The sequence below is a fragment of the Kitasatospora purpeofusca genome (genome assembly GCF_042691725.1).
In the GTDB taxonomy this organism is placed as follows: Bacteria; Actinomycetota; Actinomycetes; order Streptomycetales; family Streptomycetaceae; genus Kitasatospora; species Kitasatospora purpeofusca_B.
Genome location: NZ_CP170483.1, coordinates 2,135,776 through 2,151,250 on the forward strand (window position 1 = coordinate 2,135,776; position 15,475 = coordinate 2,151,250).

General features: G+C 72.5%; 15 protein-coding genes. 2 read left to right on the top strand and 13 right to left on the bottom strand.

The window, feature by feature from the left end; translation table 11 throughout:
* Nucleotides 1-25: 25 nt before the first annotated feature.
* The 10 genes from ruvA to pgsA all read right to left on the bottom strand — a co-directional run bounded on the left by ruvA (nt 26) and on the right by pgsA (nt 8,054).
* On the bottom strand, nt 26-637 hold the full coding sequence (gene ruvA, locus ACFCLZ_RS08495; protein WP_380284184.1) for a Holliday junction branch migration protein RuvA: 612 nt from the start codon (nt 635-637) through the stop codon (nt 26-28).
* Nucleotides 634-1,185 carry a crossover junction endodeoxyribonuclease RuvC gene (ruvC, locus tag ACFCLZ_RS08500; protein ID WP_380286111.1) on the bottom strand — a complete coding sequence of 184 codons (552 nt, stop codon included), beginning with the start codon at nt 1,183-1,185 and terminating at the stop codon, nt 634-636. The genes ruvA and ruvC overlap by 4 nt, the downstream gene beginning before the upstream one ends.
* 178 nt (nt 1,186-1,363) lie before the next feature.
* On the bottom strand, nt 1,364-2,122 hold the full coding sequence (locus tag ACFCLZ_RS08505; protein ID WP_049651428.1) for a YebC/PmpR family DNA-binding transcriptional regulator: 759 nt from the start codon (nt 2,120-2,122) through the stop codon (nt 1,364-1,366).
* Nucleotides 2,123-2,214: 92 nt separating this feature from the next.
* Complete coding sequence (gene pdxT, locus ACFCLZ_RS08510; protein ID WP_380284185.1) at nt 2,215-2,832, bottom strand: pyridoxal 5'-phosphate synthase glutaminase subunit PdxT; 618 nt, start codon at nt 2,830-2,832, stop codon at nt 2,215-2,217.
* An 89-nt stretch (nt 2,833-2,921) separates the two neighbouring features.
* Nucleotides 2,922-3,833: a pyridoxal 5'-phosphate synthase lyase subunit PdxS gene (gene pdxS / locus ACFCLZ_RS08515; RefSeq protein WP_327675744.1), complete on the bottom strand. Its 912-nt coding sequence runs from the start codon at nt 3,831-3,833 to the stop codon at nt 2,922-2,924.
* 248 nt (nt 3,834-4,081) lie between these two features.
* A complete protein-coding gene (locus tag ACFCLZ_RS08520; RefSeq protein ID WP_380286112.1) occupies nt 4,082-4,582 on the bottom strand; it encodes a hypothetical protein in 501 nt (166 codons plus the stop codon).
* 74 nt (nt 4,583-4,656) lie between these two features.
* Nucleotides 4,657-5,025, bottom strand: coding sequence for a 5-carboxymethyl-2-hydroxymuconate Delta-isomerase (locus ACFCLZ_RS08525; protein WP_380284187.1), 369 nt, complete (start codon nt 5,023-5,025; stop codon nt 4,657-4,659).
* Nucleotides 5,026-5,113: 88 nt separating this feature from the next.
* Nucleotides 5,114-6,298 (bottom strand): glycosyltransferase family 4 protein, encoded by a 1,185-nt coding sequence (locus tag ACFCLZ_RS08530; RefSeq protein ID WP_380284188.1) that lies wholly within the window; start codon nt 6,296-6,298, stop codon nt 5,114-5,116.
* Between the two features lie 68 nt (nt 6,299-6,366).
* Nucleotides 6,367-7,374: a phosphatidylinositol mannoside acyltransferase gene (locus tag ACFCLZ_RS08535; protein WP_380284189.1), complete on the bottom strand. Its 1,008-nt coding sequence runs from the start codon at nt 7,372-7,374 to the stop codon at nt 6,367-6,369.
* A gap of 32 nt (nt 7,375-7,406) precedes the next feature.
* Entirely contained in the window at nt 7,407-8,054 is a 648-nt protein-coding gene (gene pgsA / locus ACFCLZ_RS08540) for a phosphatidylinositol phosphate synthase (RefSeq protein ID WP_380286113.1), read from the bottom strand.
* 377 nt (nt 8,055-8,431) lie between these two features.
* Here pgsA and ACFCLZ_RS08545 point away from each other — a divergent pair, with 377 nt between their 5' ends.
* Nucleotides 8,432-10,483 carry an elongation factor G-like protein EF-G2 gene (locus tag ACFCLZ_RS08545; protein WP_380284190.1) on the top strand — a complete coding sequence of 684 codons (2,052 nt, stop codon included), beginning with the start codon at nt 8,432-8,434 and terminating at the stop codon, nt 10,481-10,483.
* A 16-nt stretch (nt 10,484-10,499) separates the two neighbouring features.
* Here the strand turns inward: ACFCLZ_RS08545 and ACFCLZ_RS08550 are convergent, their stop codons facing one another.
* Complete coding sequence (locus tag ACFCLZ_RS08550) at nt 10,500-10,925, bottom strand: thiol-disulfide oxidoreductase DCC family protein (protein ID WP_380286114.1); 426 nt, start codon at nt 10,923-10,925, stop codon at nt 10,500-10,502.
* Between the two features lie 186 nt (nt 10,926-11,111).
* Here ACFCLZ_RS08550 and ACFCLZ_RS08555 point away from each other — a divergent pair, with 186 nt between their 5' ends.
* On the top strand, nt 11,112-12,755 hold the full coding sequence (locus ACFCLZ_RS08555) for a hypothetical protein (protein WP_380284191.1): 1,644 nt from the start codon (nt 11,112-11,114) through the stop codon (nt 12,753-12,755).
* A 63-nt stretch (nt 12,756-12,818) separates the two neighbouring features.
* Here the strand turns inward: ACFCLZ_RS08555 and ACFCLZ_RS08560 are convergent, their stop codons facing one another.
* Both ACFCLZ_RS08560 and thrS read right to left on the bottom strand, forming a co-directional pair.
* Entirely contained in the window at nt 12,819-13,379 is a 561-nt protein-coding gene (locus ACFCLZ_RS08560; protein ID WP_380284192.1) for an HIT family protein, read from the bottom strand.
* Between the two features lie 81 nt (nt 13,380-13,460).
* The gene (gene thrS, locus ACFCLZ_RS08565; RefSeq protein ID WP_380284193.1) at nt 13,461-15,440 is read right to left on the bottom strand and encodes a threonine--tRNA ligase; all 1,980 of its coding nucleotides are present in this window, start codon (nt 15,438-15,440) and stop codon (nt 13,461-13,463) included.
* Nucleotides 15,441-15,475 lie beyond the last annotated feature (35 nt).

Below are 15,475 nucleotides of genomic sequence, written 5' to 3' on the forward strand. Positions count from 1 at the left end.
CAAAGGGACAGGTCGTCAGATGGCTTCAGCGAGACCGGTTGAGTCCGCGCAGCGCCAGGCGCAGCAGCGCGCCCACGTCCGGGACCGGCTGCGCCTGCGCCTGCGGCGTGACGGCGTCGACCGCGTCGTCCGCCTCGCGGGGCGCGTAGCCGAGGCCGACCAGCGCGGAGTGCAGCTGCTCGCTCCACGGCGCCGGCCCGCTGGCGACCGGCTTCTGCGCCGGGACCCCGCCGTGCGGGGCGCCCAGCTTGTCCTTGTACTCCAGCAGCAGTTTGGCGGCCTTGGCCTTCCCGATGCCGGGCACCGCCACCAGCGCCTTCTCGTCACCGTTGGCGATCGCGACCCGCAGCGCGTCGGGGCTGTGCACGCCGAGGACGGCCTGCGCCAGCTTCGGACCGACACCGGGCGCGGCCTGCAGGATCTCGAAGACGGCCCGCTCGTCGTCGTCCGCGAAGCCGAACAGGGTCAGCGAGTCCTCCCGCACCACCAGCGAGGTCGCCAGCCGGGCCGGCTCCCCCAGCCGCAGGCCGGCCAGCGTGTTCGGCGTGCACTGCACGGCCATGCCGACCCCGCCGACCTCGACCACCGCGACGCCGCCGGACAGCGCCGCCACGGGTCCTTGCACGAAGGCGATCATCGAATGGTTCCTCTCGGGCCGTGCGGGGAGGTGGTGCGGGCGGCCGCCTTGACCGCGGCCTCCAGGCGGTTGGTGGCGCCGCCGCGCCAGATGTGGCAGATGGCCAGCGCCAGCGCGTCGGCGGCGTCGGCCGGCTTCGGCGGCGCGTCCAGCCGCAGCAGCCGCTGCACCATGGCCGTGACCTGCGCCTTGTCGGCCCGGCCGGAGCCGGTGACGGCGGCCTTGACCTCGCTCGGGGTGTGCAGGGTGACGGGTATGCCGCGCCGGGTCGCGCAGAGCATCGCCACCGCGCTGGCCTGCGCCGTCCCCATCACGGTGCGGACGTTGTGCTGGGCGAAGACCCGCTCGACGGCCACCAGGTCGGGCCGGTGCTCGTCCAGCCAGGCCTCCAGGCCCTGCTCGACCAGCAGCAGCCGCTGCCCGATCTCCGCCTCGGCGGGGGTGCGCACCACGCCGACCCCGGCCATCCGCAGCGGCCGGCCCGGCGCGCCCTCGACCACGCCGACCCCGCACCTGGTCAGCCCCGGGTCGACACCCAGCACCCGCACCACGGCTTCCCCTCCTCTGTAATGCGCCGCTCGTCTGTGATGCGCCGCTCGTCTCCGGGCGCTCGGACCCGGCGACTCGCAGCGCGCGACCTGCGAAGGCTACCCCCCGCCACCGACAGCGCCCCGAACGACACCGGCCCGGCGGTCCTGGGGACCGCCGGGCCGGGAGGGGGCACGATCACTCGGCGTCGAGCTGCGCACCGACCTCGTCGCTGATGTCGAAGTTGGCGAAGACGTTCTGCACGTCGTCGCTGTCCTCCAGGGCGTCGATCAGCTTCAGGATCTTGCGGGCGCCGTCGACGTCCAGCTCGACCTGCATGCTCGGCAGGAAGTTGGCCTCGGCCGAGTCGTAGTCGACGCCGGCGTCCACCAGGGCGGTGCGCACGGCGACCATCTTGGAGGCCTCGGAGACGATCTCGAAGGAGTCGCCGAGGTCGTTGATCTCCTCGGGCTCCTGGTCCAGGACGACCTCGAAGAGCTTGTCCTCGTCCACGCCGTCCGCCTTGGGGACGATCACGACGCCCTTGCGGGTGAACAGGTAGGAGACCGAGCCCGGGTCGGCCATCGAGCCGCCGTTGCGGGTCATCGCCACGCGCACGTCGGAGGCGGCGCGGTTGCGGTTGTCGGTGAGGCACTCGATGAGCACCGCGACGCCGTTCGGCCCGTAGCCCTCGTACATGATCGTCTGGTAGTCGGCCCCGCCGGCCTCCAGACCGCCACCGCGCTTGACGGCGCGGTTGATGTTGTCGATCGGGACCGAGCTCTTCTTCGCCTTCTGGATGGCGTCGTAGAGCGTCGGGTTTCCGGCCGGGTCGGGGCCGCCGGTGCGCGCCGCCACCTCGATGTTCTTGATCATCTTGGCGAAGAGCTTGCCGCGCTTGGCGTCGATCACGGCCTTCTTGTGCTTGGTGGTAGCCCACTTAGAGTGGCCGGACATCGCCAGCTCCTTTACGTCGCCAAAGGGAAATGAACAGATGAGATCTTACCGGTGCGGCCGCCGCCCGACCGCACACGGTCGCGTACGCGCGGTCACGCGGCGGCGAGGTGCTCCTCGACCATGCGCACGAAGTAGGCGTGCACCCGGTGGTCGCCGGTGAGCTCCGGGTGGAACGAGGTGGCCAGCAGGTTGCCCTGACGGACGGCCACGATCCGGCTCTCCGGGCCGTCGGCGGCCGGCAGCTCGGCCAGCACCTCGACGCCCGCGCCGACCGCCTCCACCCAGGGGGCGCGGATGAACACGCCGTGCACCGGGTCCGCGTCCAGGCCCTGGAAGGCGACGCCGGACTCGAAGGACTCGTTCTGGCGGCCGAAGGCGTTGCGGCGCACCGTCATGTCGATGCCGCCCACCGTCTCCTGGTCCTCGCGCCCGTCCAGGATCTTGTCCGCCAGCATGATCATGCCGGCGCAGGTCCCGTACACCGGCATGCCGGCGGCGACCCGCGCGCGCAGCGGGTCCATCACGCCGAACAGCAGCGCCAGCTTGGACATCGTGGTGGACTCCCCGCCGGGGATCACCAGCGCGTCGACCTCGGCCAGCTCCTCCGCGCGGCGGACCGGGCGGGCGAGCGCGTCGGCCTCGGCCAGTGCGACCAGGTGCTCGCGGACGTCACCCTGAAGGGCGAGGACGCCGATGACTGGAGTGGACACTTCTCGTACCTCTTGACTCTCGGACTCGACGACACACGGCGGCCCGCCGCGCCGATGATCTCATCGCGCGGCGGGCCGTCCACAGCGCATTACCAGCCGCGGTTGGCGTACCGCTCGCTCTCCGGCAGGGTGTCGCAGTTGATGCCGACCATGGCCTCGCCCAGGTTGCGGGAGGCGTCGGCGATGATCTTCGGGTCGTCGAAGAACGTGGTGGCCTTGACGATCGCGGCGGCACGCTTGGCCGGGTCGCCCGACTTGAAGATGCCGGAGCCGACGAAGACGCCCTCGGCGCCCAGCTGGCGCATCAGCGCGGCGTCGGCCGGGGTGGCCACGCCACCGGCGGAGAACAGCACGACCGGCAGCTTGCCGAGCTCGGCGACCTCCTTGACCAGCTCGTACGGGGCGCGCAGCTCCTTGGCGGCGGCGTACAGCTCGTTGTTGTCGAAGCCGCGCAGCTTGGCGATCTCGTTCTTGATCTGACGCAGGTGGCGGACCGCCTCGACGACGTTGCCGGTGCCGGCCTCGCCCTTGGAGCGGATCATGGCCGCGCCCTCGGCGATGCGGCGCAGCGCCTCGCCCAGGTTGGTGGCACCACAGACGAAGGGCGTGGTGAACGCGAACTTGTCGGAGTGGTTGACCTCGTCGGCCGGGGTCAGCACCTCGGACTCGTCGATGTAGTCGACACCCAGCGACTGGAGGACCTGGGCCTCGACGAAGTGGCCGATCCGGGACTTCGCCATGACCGGGATCGAGACCGCGGCGATGATCTCCTCGATCATGTTCGGGTCCGACATGCGCGCCACGCCGCCGTCCTTGCGGATGTCGGCGGGCACCCGCTCCAGGGCCATGACGGCCACAGCGCCGGCGTCCTCGGCGATCTTCGCCTGCTCGGCGTTGACCACGTCCATGATCACACCGCCCTTGAGCTGCTCGGCCATGCCGCGCTTCACCCGGGCGGTGCCGATCTGCGGCTGGTCTGCGGTGGTGGGGGTGGTGGACACGTGAGACCTCACTCGAAGATGAACCAGTGCTATCGCCCTATGGTAGGCGGAAGAGACCGGCCCTCCATGCGCCACCAAGTCCAGCCGGTCCGGCGGGATACGACAAAGAGGCCGTATCCGGGCTCCACCCGTCACAACAGGCCGAACCGGGGCCGCCGACGGGCTCCGACCGACTCCGATCGACTCCGATCGGAGCCCACCGGCTCCCACCGGCTCCCACCGGCTCCCACCGGCGCCGACGGCCCGCGCTACGCCGGAGCGCCCTCCGGGGTGAGCGCCACCGGCGGCGCGTCGTCCATCTCGAAGGCCAGCGGGAACGGCGCCTTGCCCGCCAGCCGGAAGTACCGCACCAGCCGGTGCTCGCGCACCGCCCGCGCCGCCCGCACCGCGTCGTTGTGGAACCGCCGCGCCATCGGCACCCGCCGCACCGCCGCCGTCAGATCCCGCACCGCGTCCTCGCCGCCCGGCGCCGCCACCAGCGCCGCCACCTGCTCCGGCTCCGCGAACACCGCCCGCAGCGCCAGGCTCAGCTGGCTCTCCGCCACCTCGCGCTGCTCGTCCTCCGCCTGCCGCGCCGCGTGCGCCGCGTCCAGCAGCAGCAGCGACGCCGCCGGGTCCAGCTGCGAGGACGTCGCCAGCTCCATCGCCACCGAAGCCCGGCGGACCAGCTGCGCGTCCAGCGCCGCACGAGCGGCGTCGATCCGGGCGTGCAGCCGGTCCAGCCTTCCGGCCGTCCAACTCAGGTACATGCCGAACAGCACCACGGCCACGCCGGCCCAGATCCAGGTAGTCACGGGGCGCTACGCTACCGGGTGCCCCCGGTTCAGCCCTCGATCGCCGTGTTCCGGTAGGCCGCGCGGTCGATGTCGCGCACGTCCACGGCCAGGTGCAGCCGCTCCCCCGGCGCCGGCTTCACCCGCTCCGCGAGCAGCGCCAGCACCCCCTCGGTGAGCGCCGCCTTCGTCTCCGGGCTACGGCCCGGGAAGATCTGGAGCTGCACGAACACCTGCGCCTCGGCGCGCTCCCCGAAGGCCACCACGACCTCCGGGTCGGTCGCCCGGAAGATCGTCTTGCAGCCCTCGGGCTGGACGGCGATGGTCTCCACCGTCAGCCGGTTGATCGCCACGCCCAGCTCACGGCGGTCGAAGGAGCCGGCCAGGCTCGGGGAGTAGTCGACGGAGATCTGCGGCATCGGGGCCTCCAGGAACGCGGGAACGCACGGACGGGGAACGGTCCGACCCTAACCGTGCCCGCCCCCCTCCAGGTCCCGGACCGGGGTCTCAGTCCCGGGCCAGCCCGAACCGGCCCCGCCGCCCGCTGCGCTCGTCCTCCCCGACCACCGCCGCCTGCCCGGCCGTCACCGTCTCGTACACGGCCAGGATGTCCGCGCCCACCGTCGACCAGTCGAACCGCCGCACGTGCCGGGACGCCGCCTTCGAGAGCTCCGCCAGCCGCCCCGGGTCCCCCAGCAGCCGCACCGCCGAGCGCGCCAGCGCGTCCGCGTCCTCCACCGGGAACAGCTCCCCCGCCTCCCCGCCGTCCAGCACCTGCTTGAACGCGTCCAGGTCGCTCGCCAGCACCGGCGCCCCCGCCGACATCGCCTCGACCAGGATGATCCCGAAGCTCTCGCCACCGGTGTTCGGCGCCACGTACAGGTCCACGCTGCGCAGCAGCCGGGCCTTGTCCCGGTCGCTCACCATGCCGAGGAACTCCACCTGCGCGCGGACCTCCGGCGCCAGCCCGGCGACCGCCTCCTCCTCGTCGCCCTTGCCCGCCACCAGCAGCCGCACCCCCGGCCGCTCCGCGAGGATCCGCGGCAGCGCCGCGAGCAGCGTCGGCAGCCCCTTGCGCGGCTCGTTGATCCGGCCGACGAAGCCGATCGTCCCCGGCCGCCCCTCGGCCGCCCCGCCCGTCCAGCGCTCGTCCGGCTCCGCCCCCGCGAAGAAGCCCACGTCCACGCCGTTCGGGATCACCACCGCGTCCCCGCCCAGGTGCTCCACCAGGGTGCGCCGGGCGTACTCGCTCACCGCGATCCGCGCCCGCATCTTCTCCAGGCCCGGCTGCAGGATCGAATAGGCCGCGATCATCGCCCGCGAGCGCGGGTTCGAGGTGTGGAAGGTGCCGACCATCGGCCCCGACGCCGACCACGCCGCCAGCATCGACAGGCTCGGCGCGGCCGGCTCGTGCACGTGCAGGATGTCGAAGCGCCCCTCGTGCAGCCACCGCCGCACCCGGGCCGCCGACAGGATCCCGAAGCTCAGCCGCGCCACCGAGCCGTTGTACGGCACCGCCACCGCCCGCCCCGCCGCCACCACGTACGGCGGCAGCGCCTCGTCGTCCTCGGCCGGCGCCAGCACCGACACCTCGTGGCCCAGGCCGATCAGGTGCTCGGCGAGGTCCCGGATGTGGAACTGCACGCCGCCGGGGACGTCCCAGTCGTAGGGGCAGACGATGCCGATCTTCACGCGTCTCCTCGAGATCCTGCGGGCAGTGCGATGCGGTGCGGGCGGTGCGGACGGCGGTCCGCCGGTCGTCAGGCCCCCGACGCCTCGGCCGCCGGCTCCCCGGCCGCCTCCGCCACCGGGCGGACGGCGGGCTCCCGGACGGCCGGACGGCCGGTGCCACCGACCCGCACGGCCCCCGCCTCCACCGTCTCACGGACCGGGAGGTCGGCCAGCCAGAAGCGCTGCAGCATGTGCCAGTCCTCCGGATGCTCCCGGATCGCCGCCTCCCACACCCCGGCCATCGCCTGCGTCATCGCCCGGGTCTTCTCCACCCGGTCGCCCTCCGCCGGCACCACGACCTCCGGGTGCACCCGCCCCCGCATGGTCCGCCCCTCGTACCAGAGCGACACCGGCAGCAGCGCCGCCCCGGTCCGCTGGCACAGCGCCGCCGGACCGGCCGGCATCCGCGTCGCCTCGCCGAAGAACGACACCTCGATGCCCGCCTCCGAGAGGTCCCGGTCCCCCACCAGGCAGACCAGCTTCCCCGCCCGCAGCCGCCGCGCCAGCGTGCCGACCACGTTCACCGAGCCGCCGGTCAGCGCCAGCACCTCCATGCCCAGGCTCTCCCGGAACGCCACGAACCGGTCGAACAGCCGCTCCGGCTCCAACCGCTCCGCCACCGTCGTGAACGGATACCCGCGGGTCGCCACCCAGGCCCCCGCCAGATCCCAGTTGCCCATGTGCGGCAGGGCCGCCACCACGCCCCGCCCGGACTCCAGCGCCTGCTGCACGTGCTCGAAGCCGTCCACCCGCACGTCCCGCAGCACCCGCCCGCGGCCCCACACCGGCAGCCGGAACGACTCCTGCCAGTACCGCATGTACGAGCGCATGCCGGCCCGCGAGAGCTCCCGCAGCCGGGCCTCGTCCGCGTCCGGGCACACCCGCAGCAGGTTCGCCTCCAACTGCAGCACCCGCTTGCCGCGCCGCCGCCACGCCGAATCCGCCAGCCGGTCGAACAGGCCCCGCGCCGCCGGCTCGGGCAGGTGCTTGAGCACCGCCCAGCCCGCCGCGTACGCCGTGTACACCAGCCGGTCCATCAGTCGCTCCCTCACCGCGCAACCGCCCCCTCTCAGCTCCCGGCCGCCACGCGGTCCGCCTCGAACGCCTCACGCCGTACCGTCAGCATCCGCTGGAACACCGTCACCAGACTGCCGACCGCCACCAGCCACAGCGCCACCGGCAGCAGCCACTCCACGTACGGCACCCCGAACGTCGACAGACCCGCCACACCGGCCGCCACCAGGCTGATCACCAGCCGCTCGGCCCGCTCCACCAGCCCCGACACGTCGCACGGCAGCCCCTGGCTCTCCGCCCGCGCCTTGGTGTACGACACCACCAGCCCGCTCGCCAGGCAGAACACCGCCACCGCGCACAGCAGGTTGTTGTCACCCTTGCCCGCGTACCACATGGCCAGACCGCCGAAGACCGCCGCGTCCGCGACCCGGTCCAGCGTCGAATCCAGGAACGCCCCCCACTTCGTGGACCGCCCCAGCTGCCGCGCCATGTTCCCGTCCACCAGGTCCGAGAAGATGAACAGCGTGATCGTGATGGTGCCCCAGAAGAACTCCCCACGCGGGAAGAACACCAGCGCACCCGCCACCGAACCGGCCGTACCGACCAGCGTCACGGTGTCCGGACTCACACCCAATCGGATGAGGAACGCGGCGAACGGGGTCAGGACACGTGTGAAGAAGGCACGCGCGTATTTGTTGAGCATGGCCTTCCCGACCGCTCCGATCTCCCTGGTACCCGCCTGCGGCCAGAGGGCGCGGCAGACGACCGCATGGATCAGCCCACCCGGCGCACCCATCGTAGCCACGCCCGCCGACCTCCCCCGCGCACACACCACCCCCGCATGCCGCTCGCGCGCCTCCGGCCACCCCCGCCCCGGGGGCGTGTCTTGCGAATCAGCCCGGGTCCGCGACGCCAGGGCACGCCCCTCGCCGCGTTGTCGTCGGTCGCCGATGCTCCGCATGGACTCCCTCCTCCGCCTTGCGATGCACGCACCCTGACGCCGCGGCCTTGTCCGAGCTGATCCACAAGACACGCCCTAGACTTTCACCGACAGCCTCGGCGCGACGGGAGGAGACCCCGATGCCCGACCGCAGCACCGCCAGAGCCGGCCAGGCCCCCGCCGTCGCCGGACCGGGCGACCTGCGCAACGTCGTCCTCATCGGCTGCGCCGGCGTGGGCAAGACCACCCTCGCCGAGTCCCTCGCGTACGCCGCCGGCGCCGTCGGCCGCCCCGGCCGGGTCACCGACGGCACCACCGTCTCCGACCACGAGCCCATCGAGCACCAGCAGCAGCGCTCCGTCCAGCTCTCCGTGCTCCCCCTCGAATGGCGCGGCACCAAGATCAACCTGCTCGACCCGCCCGGCCACCCCGACTTCGCCGCCGACCTGCGCGCCGCCCTGCACGCCGCCGACGCCGCCGTCTTCGTCGTCTCCGCCACCGACCCCGTCACCGCCCCCACCCGCACCCTGTGGCGCGAGTGCGCCGCCGAGAACATCCCCCGCGCCATCGCCGTCGCCAAGCTCGACATCGCCCGCGGCAGCCTCGACGACATCCTCACCGCCTGCCACGACGCCTTCGGCCTCGGCCCCGACACCCTGAGGCCGCTCTTCCTGCCCGTCCACCACGACGGCCGCCCCGACGGCAGCGTCGACCTCCTCACCGGCCACACCTACGGCCAGGCCGACCCCCTGCCCGACACCGCCCCCGCCCGCGAGAGCCTCGTCGAAGCCATCTCCGGCCAGGACGACACCCTCATGGAGCAGTACCTCACCGGCGAAACCCCCGACACCGACTCCCTCGAAGCCGGCATGCGCCGCGAGGTCCTCGCCTGCACCCTCCACCCCGCCGTCCCCACCAGCGAACACGGCCTCGGCGCCACCGAACTCCTCGACCTCATCACCACCACCTTCCCCACCCCCGCCGAACGCACCCGCCCCGCCCCCGCCTGCGACCCCGACGCCCCCCTCGCCGCCCAGGTCGTCCGCGTCACCGGCGACGCCTACGTCGGCCGCATCAGCCTGCTGCGCCTCTACGCCGGCACCCTGCGCCCCGACACCCGCATCCGCCTCACCGGCCCCGACCACCCGGCCGACCAGGACGGCGAGGAACGCGTCACCGGCCTCACCAGCCCCTTCGGCAAACTCCAGCGGCCCGTCCCGCACGCCGTCGCCGGCGACCTCGTCTGCGCCGCCAAACTCACCACCGCCCGCTCCGGCGACACCGTCCAGGAACCCGGCCACTTCGCCGAACTCGACACCTGGCCGCTCCCCGAGCCCCTCCTGCCCGTCGCCGTCGAAGCCCACAGCAAGGCCGACGACGACAAGCTCTCCCAGGCCCTCTCCCGGCTCGCCGCCGAGGACCCCGCGCTACGCCTCGAACAGAACCCCGACACCCATCAGCTCGTCCTCTGGTGCACCGGCGAGGCCCACGCCGACGCCGTCCTCGACCGGCTCCGCAACCGCCACGGCGTCCACGTCGACACCGTCGAGCACAAGGTCGCCCTGCGCGAGACCTTCGGCACCGCCGCCGCCGGCCACGGCCGCCTCGTCAAACAGTCCGGCGGCCACGGCCAGTACGCCATCTGCGAGCTGGAGGTCGAACCCCTCCCGGCCGGCTCCGGCTTCGAGTTCCAGGAACACGTCGTCGGCGGCGCCGTCCCCAAACACTTCATCCCCTCCGTCGAGAAGGGCGTCCGCGCCCAGCTCGCCAAGGGCGTCGCCACCGGCCACCCGCTCGTCGACATCCGCGTCACCCTCACCGACGGCAAGGCGCACTCCGTCGACTCCTCCGACTCCGCCTTCCAGACCGCCGCCGCCCTCGCCCTGCGCGACGCCGCCGAACACGCCGTCATCCGGCTCCTCGAACCCGTCGCCGCCGTCAGCGTCCTGCTCCCCGACGACTACCTCGGCGCCGTCCTCGGCGACCTCTCCGCCCGCCGCGGCCGCGTCCTCGGCAGCGAGACCGGCGGCCCCGGCCTCACCCTGCTGCGCGCCGAGGTCCCCGAACTCGAACTCGCCCGCTACCCCGTCGACCTGCGCTCGCTCACCCACGGCACCGCCGAGTTCACCCGCGCCCACCTGCGCCACGAACCCATGCCCGCCGCCCTCGCCGCCCGCTTCACGGACGGCTAGTCAGCGGCTCACCGGCTCACCGGCGCGGCAGCGCGCAGGCCGGCGTCCCGCCCGGCATCCGGTGCCGGTTCGCCGCCACCCACCGGTACACCAGCGCCGCCACCGGCCGCACCGGCGCCAGCGCCAGCACCCCGCCCAGGTACGCCCACGCCCCGCCCGAGCGCATCAGCAACCGCGCCACCGCCTGTGCCCCGCCGTACACCCGGCCCGCCGGCGTCACCCAGAGCACCTCGCGCTCCGCGCGCTCCCAGGACACCTCGCCGCGCCCCCCGGCCACCGCGTCCAGCCCCGCCAGGTCCGCGAACTGGAACGGCACCGCCTCCCAGCCCCCCGACGCCAGCGTCTGCCGCGGGTAGCGCTCCGCCCAGGTCACGCACGTCGTGCAGAACCCGCAGTCCCCGTCGAACACCAGCACCGGATCCGTCAGCCCACCGCTCTCCATGCCGCCATCGTGCACCATCGCGCCCACCGGCCCGCGTCCGGGTGCGTCGAACAGCCGAAACGTGGGCATCATGCCCCACAGGTCCACCGTGGCCCGTTCGTGACGGCACTTCAGACGATCATGCGCGCGCCGGGACCCCGGCACGGTAACCTGCCGCAGGACACAAGGGGAGGAGGGGACGCCACCGTGACCACACTCGACATGACCCCGGGTGCGCAGATACCCCGGACCGATGCCGGCCCGCAGACCGCCGGTACCCAGGCGCTCTCCTCGGCCGCGTACCGCGACGGCGACCTCACGGTCGAGGCCGCCAGACTCGACGGAGCCGGCGCGAACAAGGGCCGCTTCGCCCTCTTCGCCCCCAACTTCGGCGAGGCCTTCAGCAAGGCGCTCATCTCCCGCACCCTCGGCGGCGACCGCAAGCCACTCGTGCCCGCGTTCGGCGTCGAGACCCGCCAGATCGTCGAGCACGCCCTCGCCGCCGAGGAGATCCGCCGCAACCGCGACCGGCAGCTGTCCACCGTCTCCGTGGTCACCGGCCTGCTCTGCCTGCCCGGCACCCTGGTCTGGCTCGGCGCCTTCCAGCTGCGCGCCTGGCTCAGGCGCGACAACCCCAAGAACGCCGGCGTCTACGGAGCCGTCGTCCTGATCCTGGCCGCCGCGCTCGCCGTGCTGCTCGCGATCAAGCCCCCGGCCGGCGGCGTCCTCGGCCTCTACCTGCGCATCGTGATGCTCGCCCCGGTCATCGGCTGGTACCTCGCGCGGCGCATCGTCGAACGCACCGCCGTCGACCTCCGCGCCCGCTGGCTGTCCCTGGCCGAGGGCAACGCCGTCGCCGCGACCGTCCCGATGGCCGTCCCCCGCGACGACCTCGACAAGAAGGCCGCCGACCTGCGCGCCAAGCTCGGCCGGCTGGAGTCCGAGCAGGAGACCAACGTCCAGCACTACGCCGGCCCCAAGGGCATCCTCGGCATCGGCCGCCGCTGGGGCGAGTGGAAGCTCATCGACACCCTGCGCCCCGCCGAGGGACAGATCGACTTCCGCCAGTTCCACCCCTGGGACCTCGTCCGCAAGATCGCCGGCCACCTCAAGGGCCTCGGCATCAGCGAGGTCGCCAACAGCGGCATGCCCAACGTCCAGGTCAAGCAGTGGGTCGTCTACGAGGTCGGCGAGAGCGCCGACGAGATCAGCCGCCCCGGCAACGCCGACATGGACGGCGACCTCATGCGCGACTTCGCCGTCCAGGCCATCGCCGACAAGCAGACCTTCGGCGGCGGCCCCCGCCACTATCTCGCCACCCAGTTCATCACCCACGACGGCAAGCTCGTCCTGACCTTCACCGTCACCGTCGTGCTGCTCGCCAACACCCTCAACATCACCGTCGCCGGCTACGCCCTCGGCCCGATCAACGGCTTCTTCTTCGACAAGCCCAAGGACAAGGAGAAGTCCGTCGCCAAGACCTTCCGGTTCTGGGAGAACCGCACGGTCAAGCTCCCGCTGATCGACAACGACGAGGTCGTCCGGCAGGCCGTCCGCGCCCCCTTCTACCGGATGCCCGGCCTGCTCTCCTGGCTCGGCGGCGGCCTCGGCCTGCCCGAACCCTTCGGCCTGCGGCACATCTGGGCCGGCCAGCCCTGGGGCACCCGCACCATGGCCGACAACGCGCTCAACTCCTCCCACCCGGTGCTCGGCGCCGTCCACGCCGCCACCCTGGAGTTCCTCGCCGAGCACGACCTCGACACCGAGCGCGCCTTCAAGGGCCGCGCGGCCGGCCTCAAGGCCGAGGCCCAGGGCAGCCGCCCGTTCAAGGTCGACCACTACGACGCCTGAGCCCGCACGACGCAGGGCCCCCGCCGACCCGACGGTCGGCGGGGGCCCTTCTCGCTGCGCGCCTCAGCCCTGCGGCCAGGCCTCGGCCAGCATCTTGCGGGTGTCCGCCAGCAGCTGCGGCAGCACCTTGGTGTGGCCGACCACCGGCATGAAGTTGGTGTCCCCGCCCCACCGCGGCACCACGTGCTGGTGCAGGTGGGCGGCGATGCCGGCCCCGGCCGCCGCGCCCTGGTTCATGCCGATGTTGAAGCCGTGCGCGCCCGAGGCCGCGCGCAGCGCCGTCATCGCCTTCTTGGTGAACACCGCCAGCTCGGCCGTCTCCGCCTCGTCCAGCTCGGTGTAGTCCGCCGCGTGCCGGTACGGGACCACCATGAGGTGCCCGCCGTTGTACGGGTACAGGTTCAGCACCGCGTACACGGCGCTCCCGCGCGCGACGACCAGCCCGTCCTCGTCGCTCAGCGACGGGATCGAGCAGAACGGGCAGCCGTCGTCCGGAGCCGGGCCGGTGGGCTTGTTCTCGCCCTGGATGTAGGCCATCCGATGGGGGGTCCACAGGCGGCGGAAGCCGTCCGGCTCCCCGACGCCCTGCTGCAGTTCCGGCTCAGTCGTCATGCTGATCAGCATATTCGCCCAACCGTGCTTGCAAAGCCGCGCGGGGCGGACTCCCTGAGGAGCCCGCCCCGCGCCCGCGCACCACCGAGGGCGTCAGACCTGGATCCGGCGCTCCACGGCGTCCACGATCTCCTGGACGGCCTCGGCCACCGGCACGCCGTTCTTCTGCTCGCCGTTGCGGTAGCGGAAGGAGACCGCACCCGCCTCGACGTCGTCGTTGCCGGCGATCAGCATGAACGGCGTCTTGGCCTTCTGGGCGTTCCTGATCTTCTTCTGCATCCGGTCGTCCGAGGTGTCCACCTCGACCCGGATCCCGCGCTTCTTCAGCTCGGCCGCGACCTCCTGCAGGTACGGCACGTGCTCGTCGGTGATCGGGATGCCGGTCACGGTGACCGGGGCCAGCCACGGCGGCATCGCGCCGGCGTAGTGCTCCAGCAGCACCGCGAAGAACCGCTCGATCGAGCCGAACAGCGCACGGTGGATCATGACCGGCTGCTGGCGCGAGCCGTCCGCCGCCGTGTACTGGAGGTCGAAACGGGCCGGCAGGTTGAAGTCCAGCTGGATGGTGCTCATCTGCCAGGTGCGGCCGATGGCGTCCCGCGCCTGCACCGAGATCTTCGGACCGTAGAAGGCCGCGCCGCCCGGGTCCGGGACCAGCGGCAGGCCCTGCTTCTCGGCCACGGCGGCGAGGACGGCGGTGGCCTCCTCCCACGCGTCGTCGCTGCCGACGAACTTCTCCGGGTCCTTGGTGGACAGCTCCAGGTAGAAGTCGGTCAGACCGTAGTCGCGCAGCAGGTTGAGCACGAAGGTGAGGGTCGAGTCGAGCTCGTCCGCCATCTGCTCGCGGGTGCAGTAGATGTGCGCGTCGTCCTGGGTGAAGCCGCGGGCGCGGGTCAGGCCGTGCACCACGCCGGACTTCTCGTACCGGTACACCGTGCCGAACTCGAACAGGCGCAGCGGCAGCTCACGGTACGAGCGGCCGCGCGCGTCGAAGATCAGGTTGTGCATCGGGCAGTTCATCGGCTTGAGGTAGTAGTCCACGCCCTCGTCGAGCTGCATGGGCGGGTACATCCCGTCCGCGTACCAGTCGAGGTGGCCGCTCTTCTCGAAGAGCTTCCCCTTGGTGGCGTGCGGGGTGTAGACGAACTCGTAGCCCTCCTCCTCGTGCCGGCGGCGCGAGTAGTCCTCCATGGCGCGGCGGATGATGCCGCCCTTGGGGTGGAAGACCGCGAGGCCGGAGCCGATCTCCTCGGGGATGGAGAAGAGGTCGAGCTCGTTGCCGAGCTTGCGGTGGTCGCGCTTGGCGGCCTCCTCCAGGAACTCCAGGTGCGCCTTGAGCTCGTCCTTGCTCGGCCAGGCGGTCCCGTAGAGGCGCTGGAGCATCGGGTTCTTCTCGCTGCCGCGCCAGTAGGCGGCGGCCGAACGCATGATCTTGAACGCCGGGATCATCCGGGTGCTGGGCAGGTGCGGGCCGCGGCAGAGGTCGCCCCAGCACTGCTCGCCGGTCTTGGCGTCCAGGTTGTCGTAGATGGTGAGCTCGCCCGCGCCGACCTCGACGTCGGCGCCCTCGCCGGCGGTGGCGGCGGAGCCCTTGAGGCCGATCAGCTCCAGCTTGAACGGCTCGGCGGCCAGCTCCTCGCGGGCGGCCTCGTCGGTGACCACCCGGCGGGAGAACTTCTGCCCGCGCTTGATGATCTCCTGCATCTTCTTCTCGACGGCCTTGAGGTCGTCGGGGTGGAACGGCTTCTCGACGTCGAAGTCGTAGTAGAAGCCGTCCTTGACCGGCGGGCCGATGCCGAGCTTGGCCTCCGGGAAGAGCTGCTGCACGGCCTGCGCCATGACGTGCGCGGTGGAGTGGCGCAGGATGTCGAGGCCGTCCGGGCTGGAGATCGCGACCGGCTCGACCTCGTCGCCGTCCTGGAGGGCGTAGGCGAGGTCCTTGAGCAGGCCGCCGACCCGGGCGGCGATGATCGAGCGGTCGTCGGCGAAGAGCTCGGCGGCCGTAGTGCCCGTGGTCACCACGCGCTCTTCCCGATCGGGTTCGCGGTTGATGATTACCCGGACGTCCGTCACCGGTCTCTCCTGACGTGCTGGATTCAGAGGGCGCA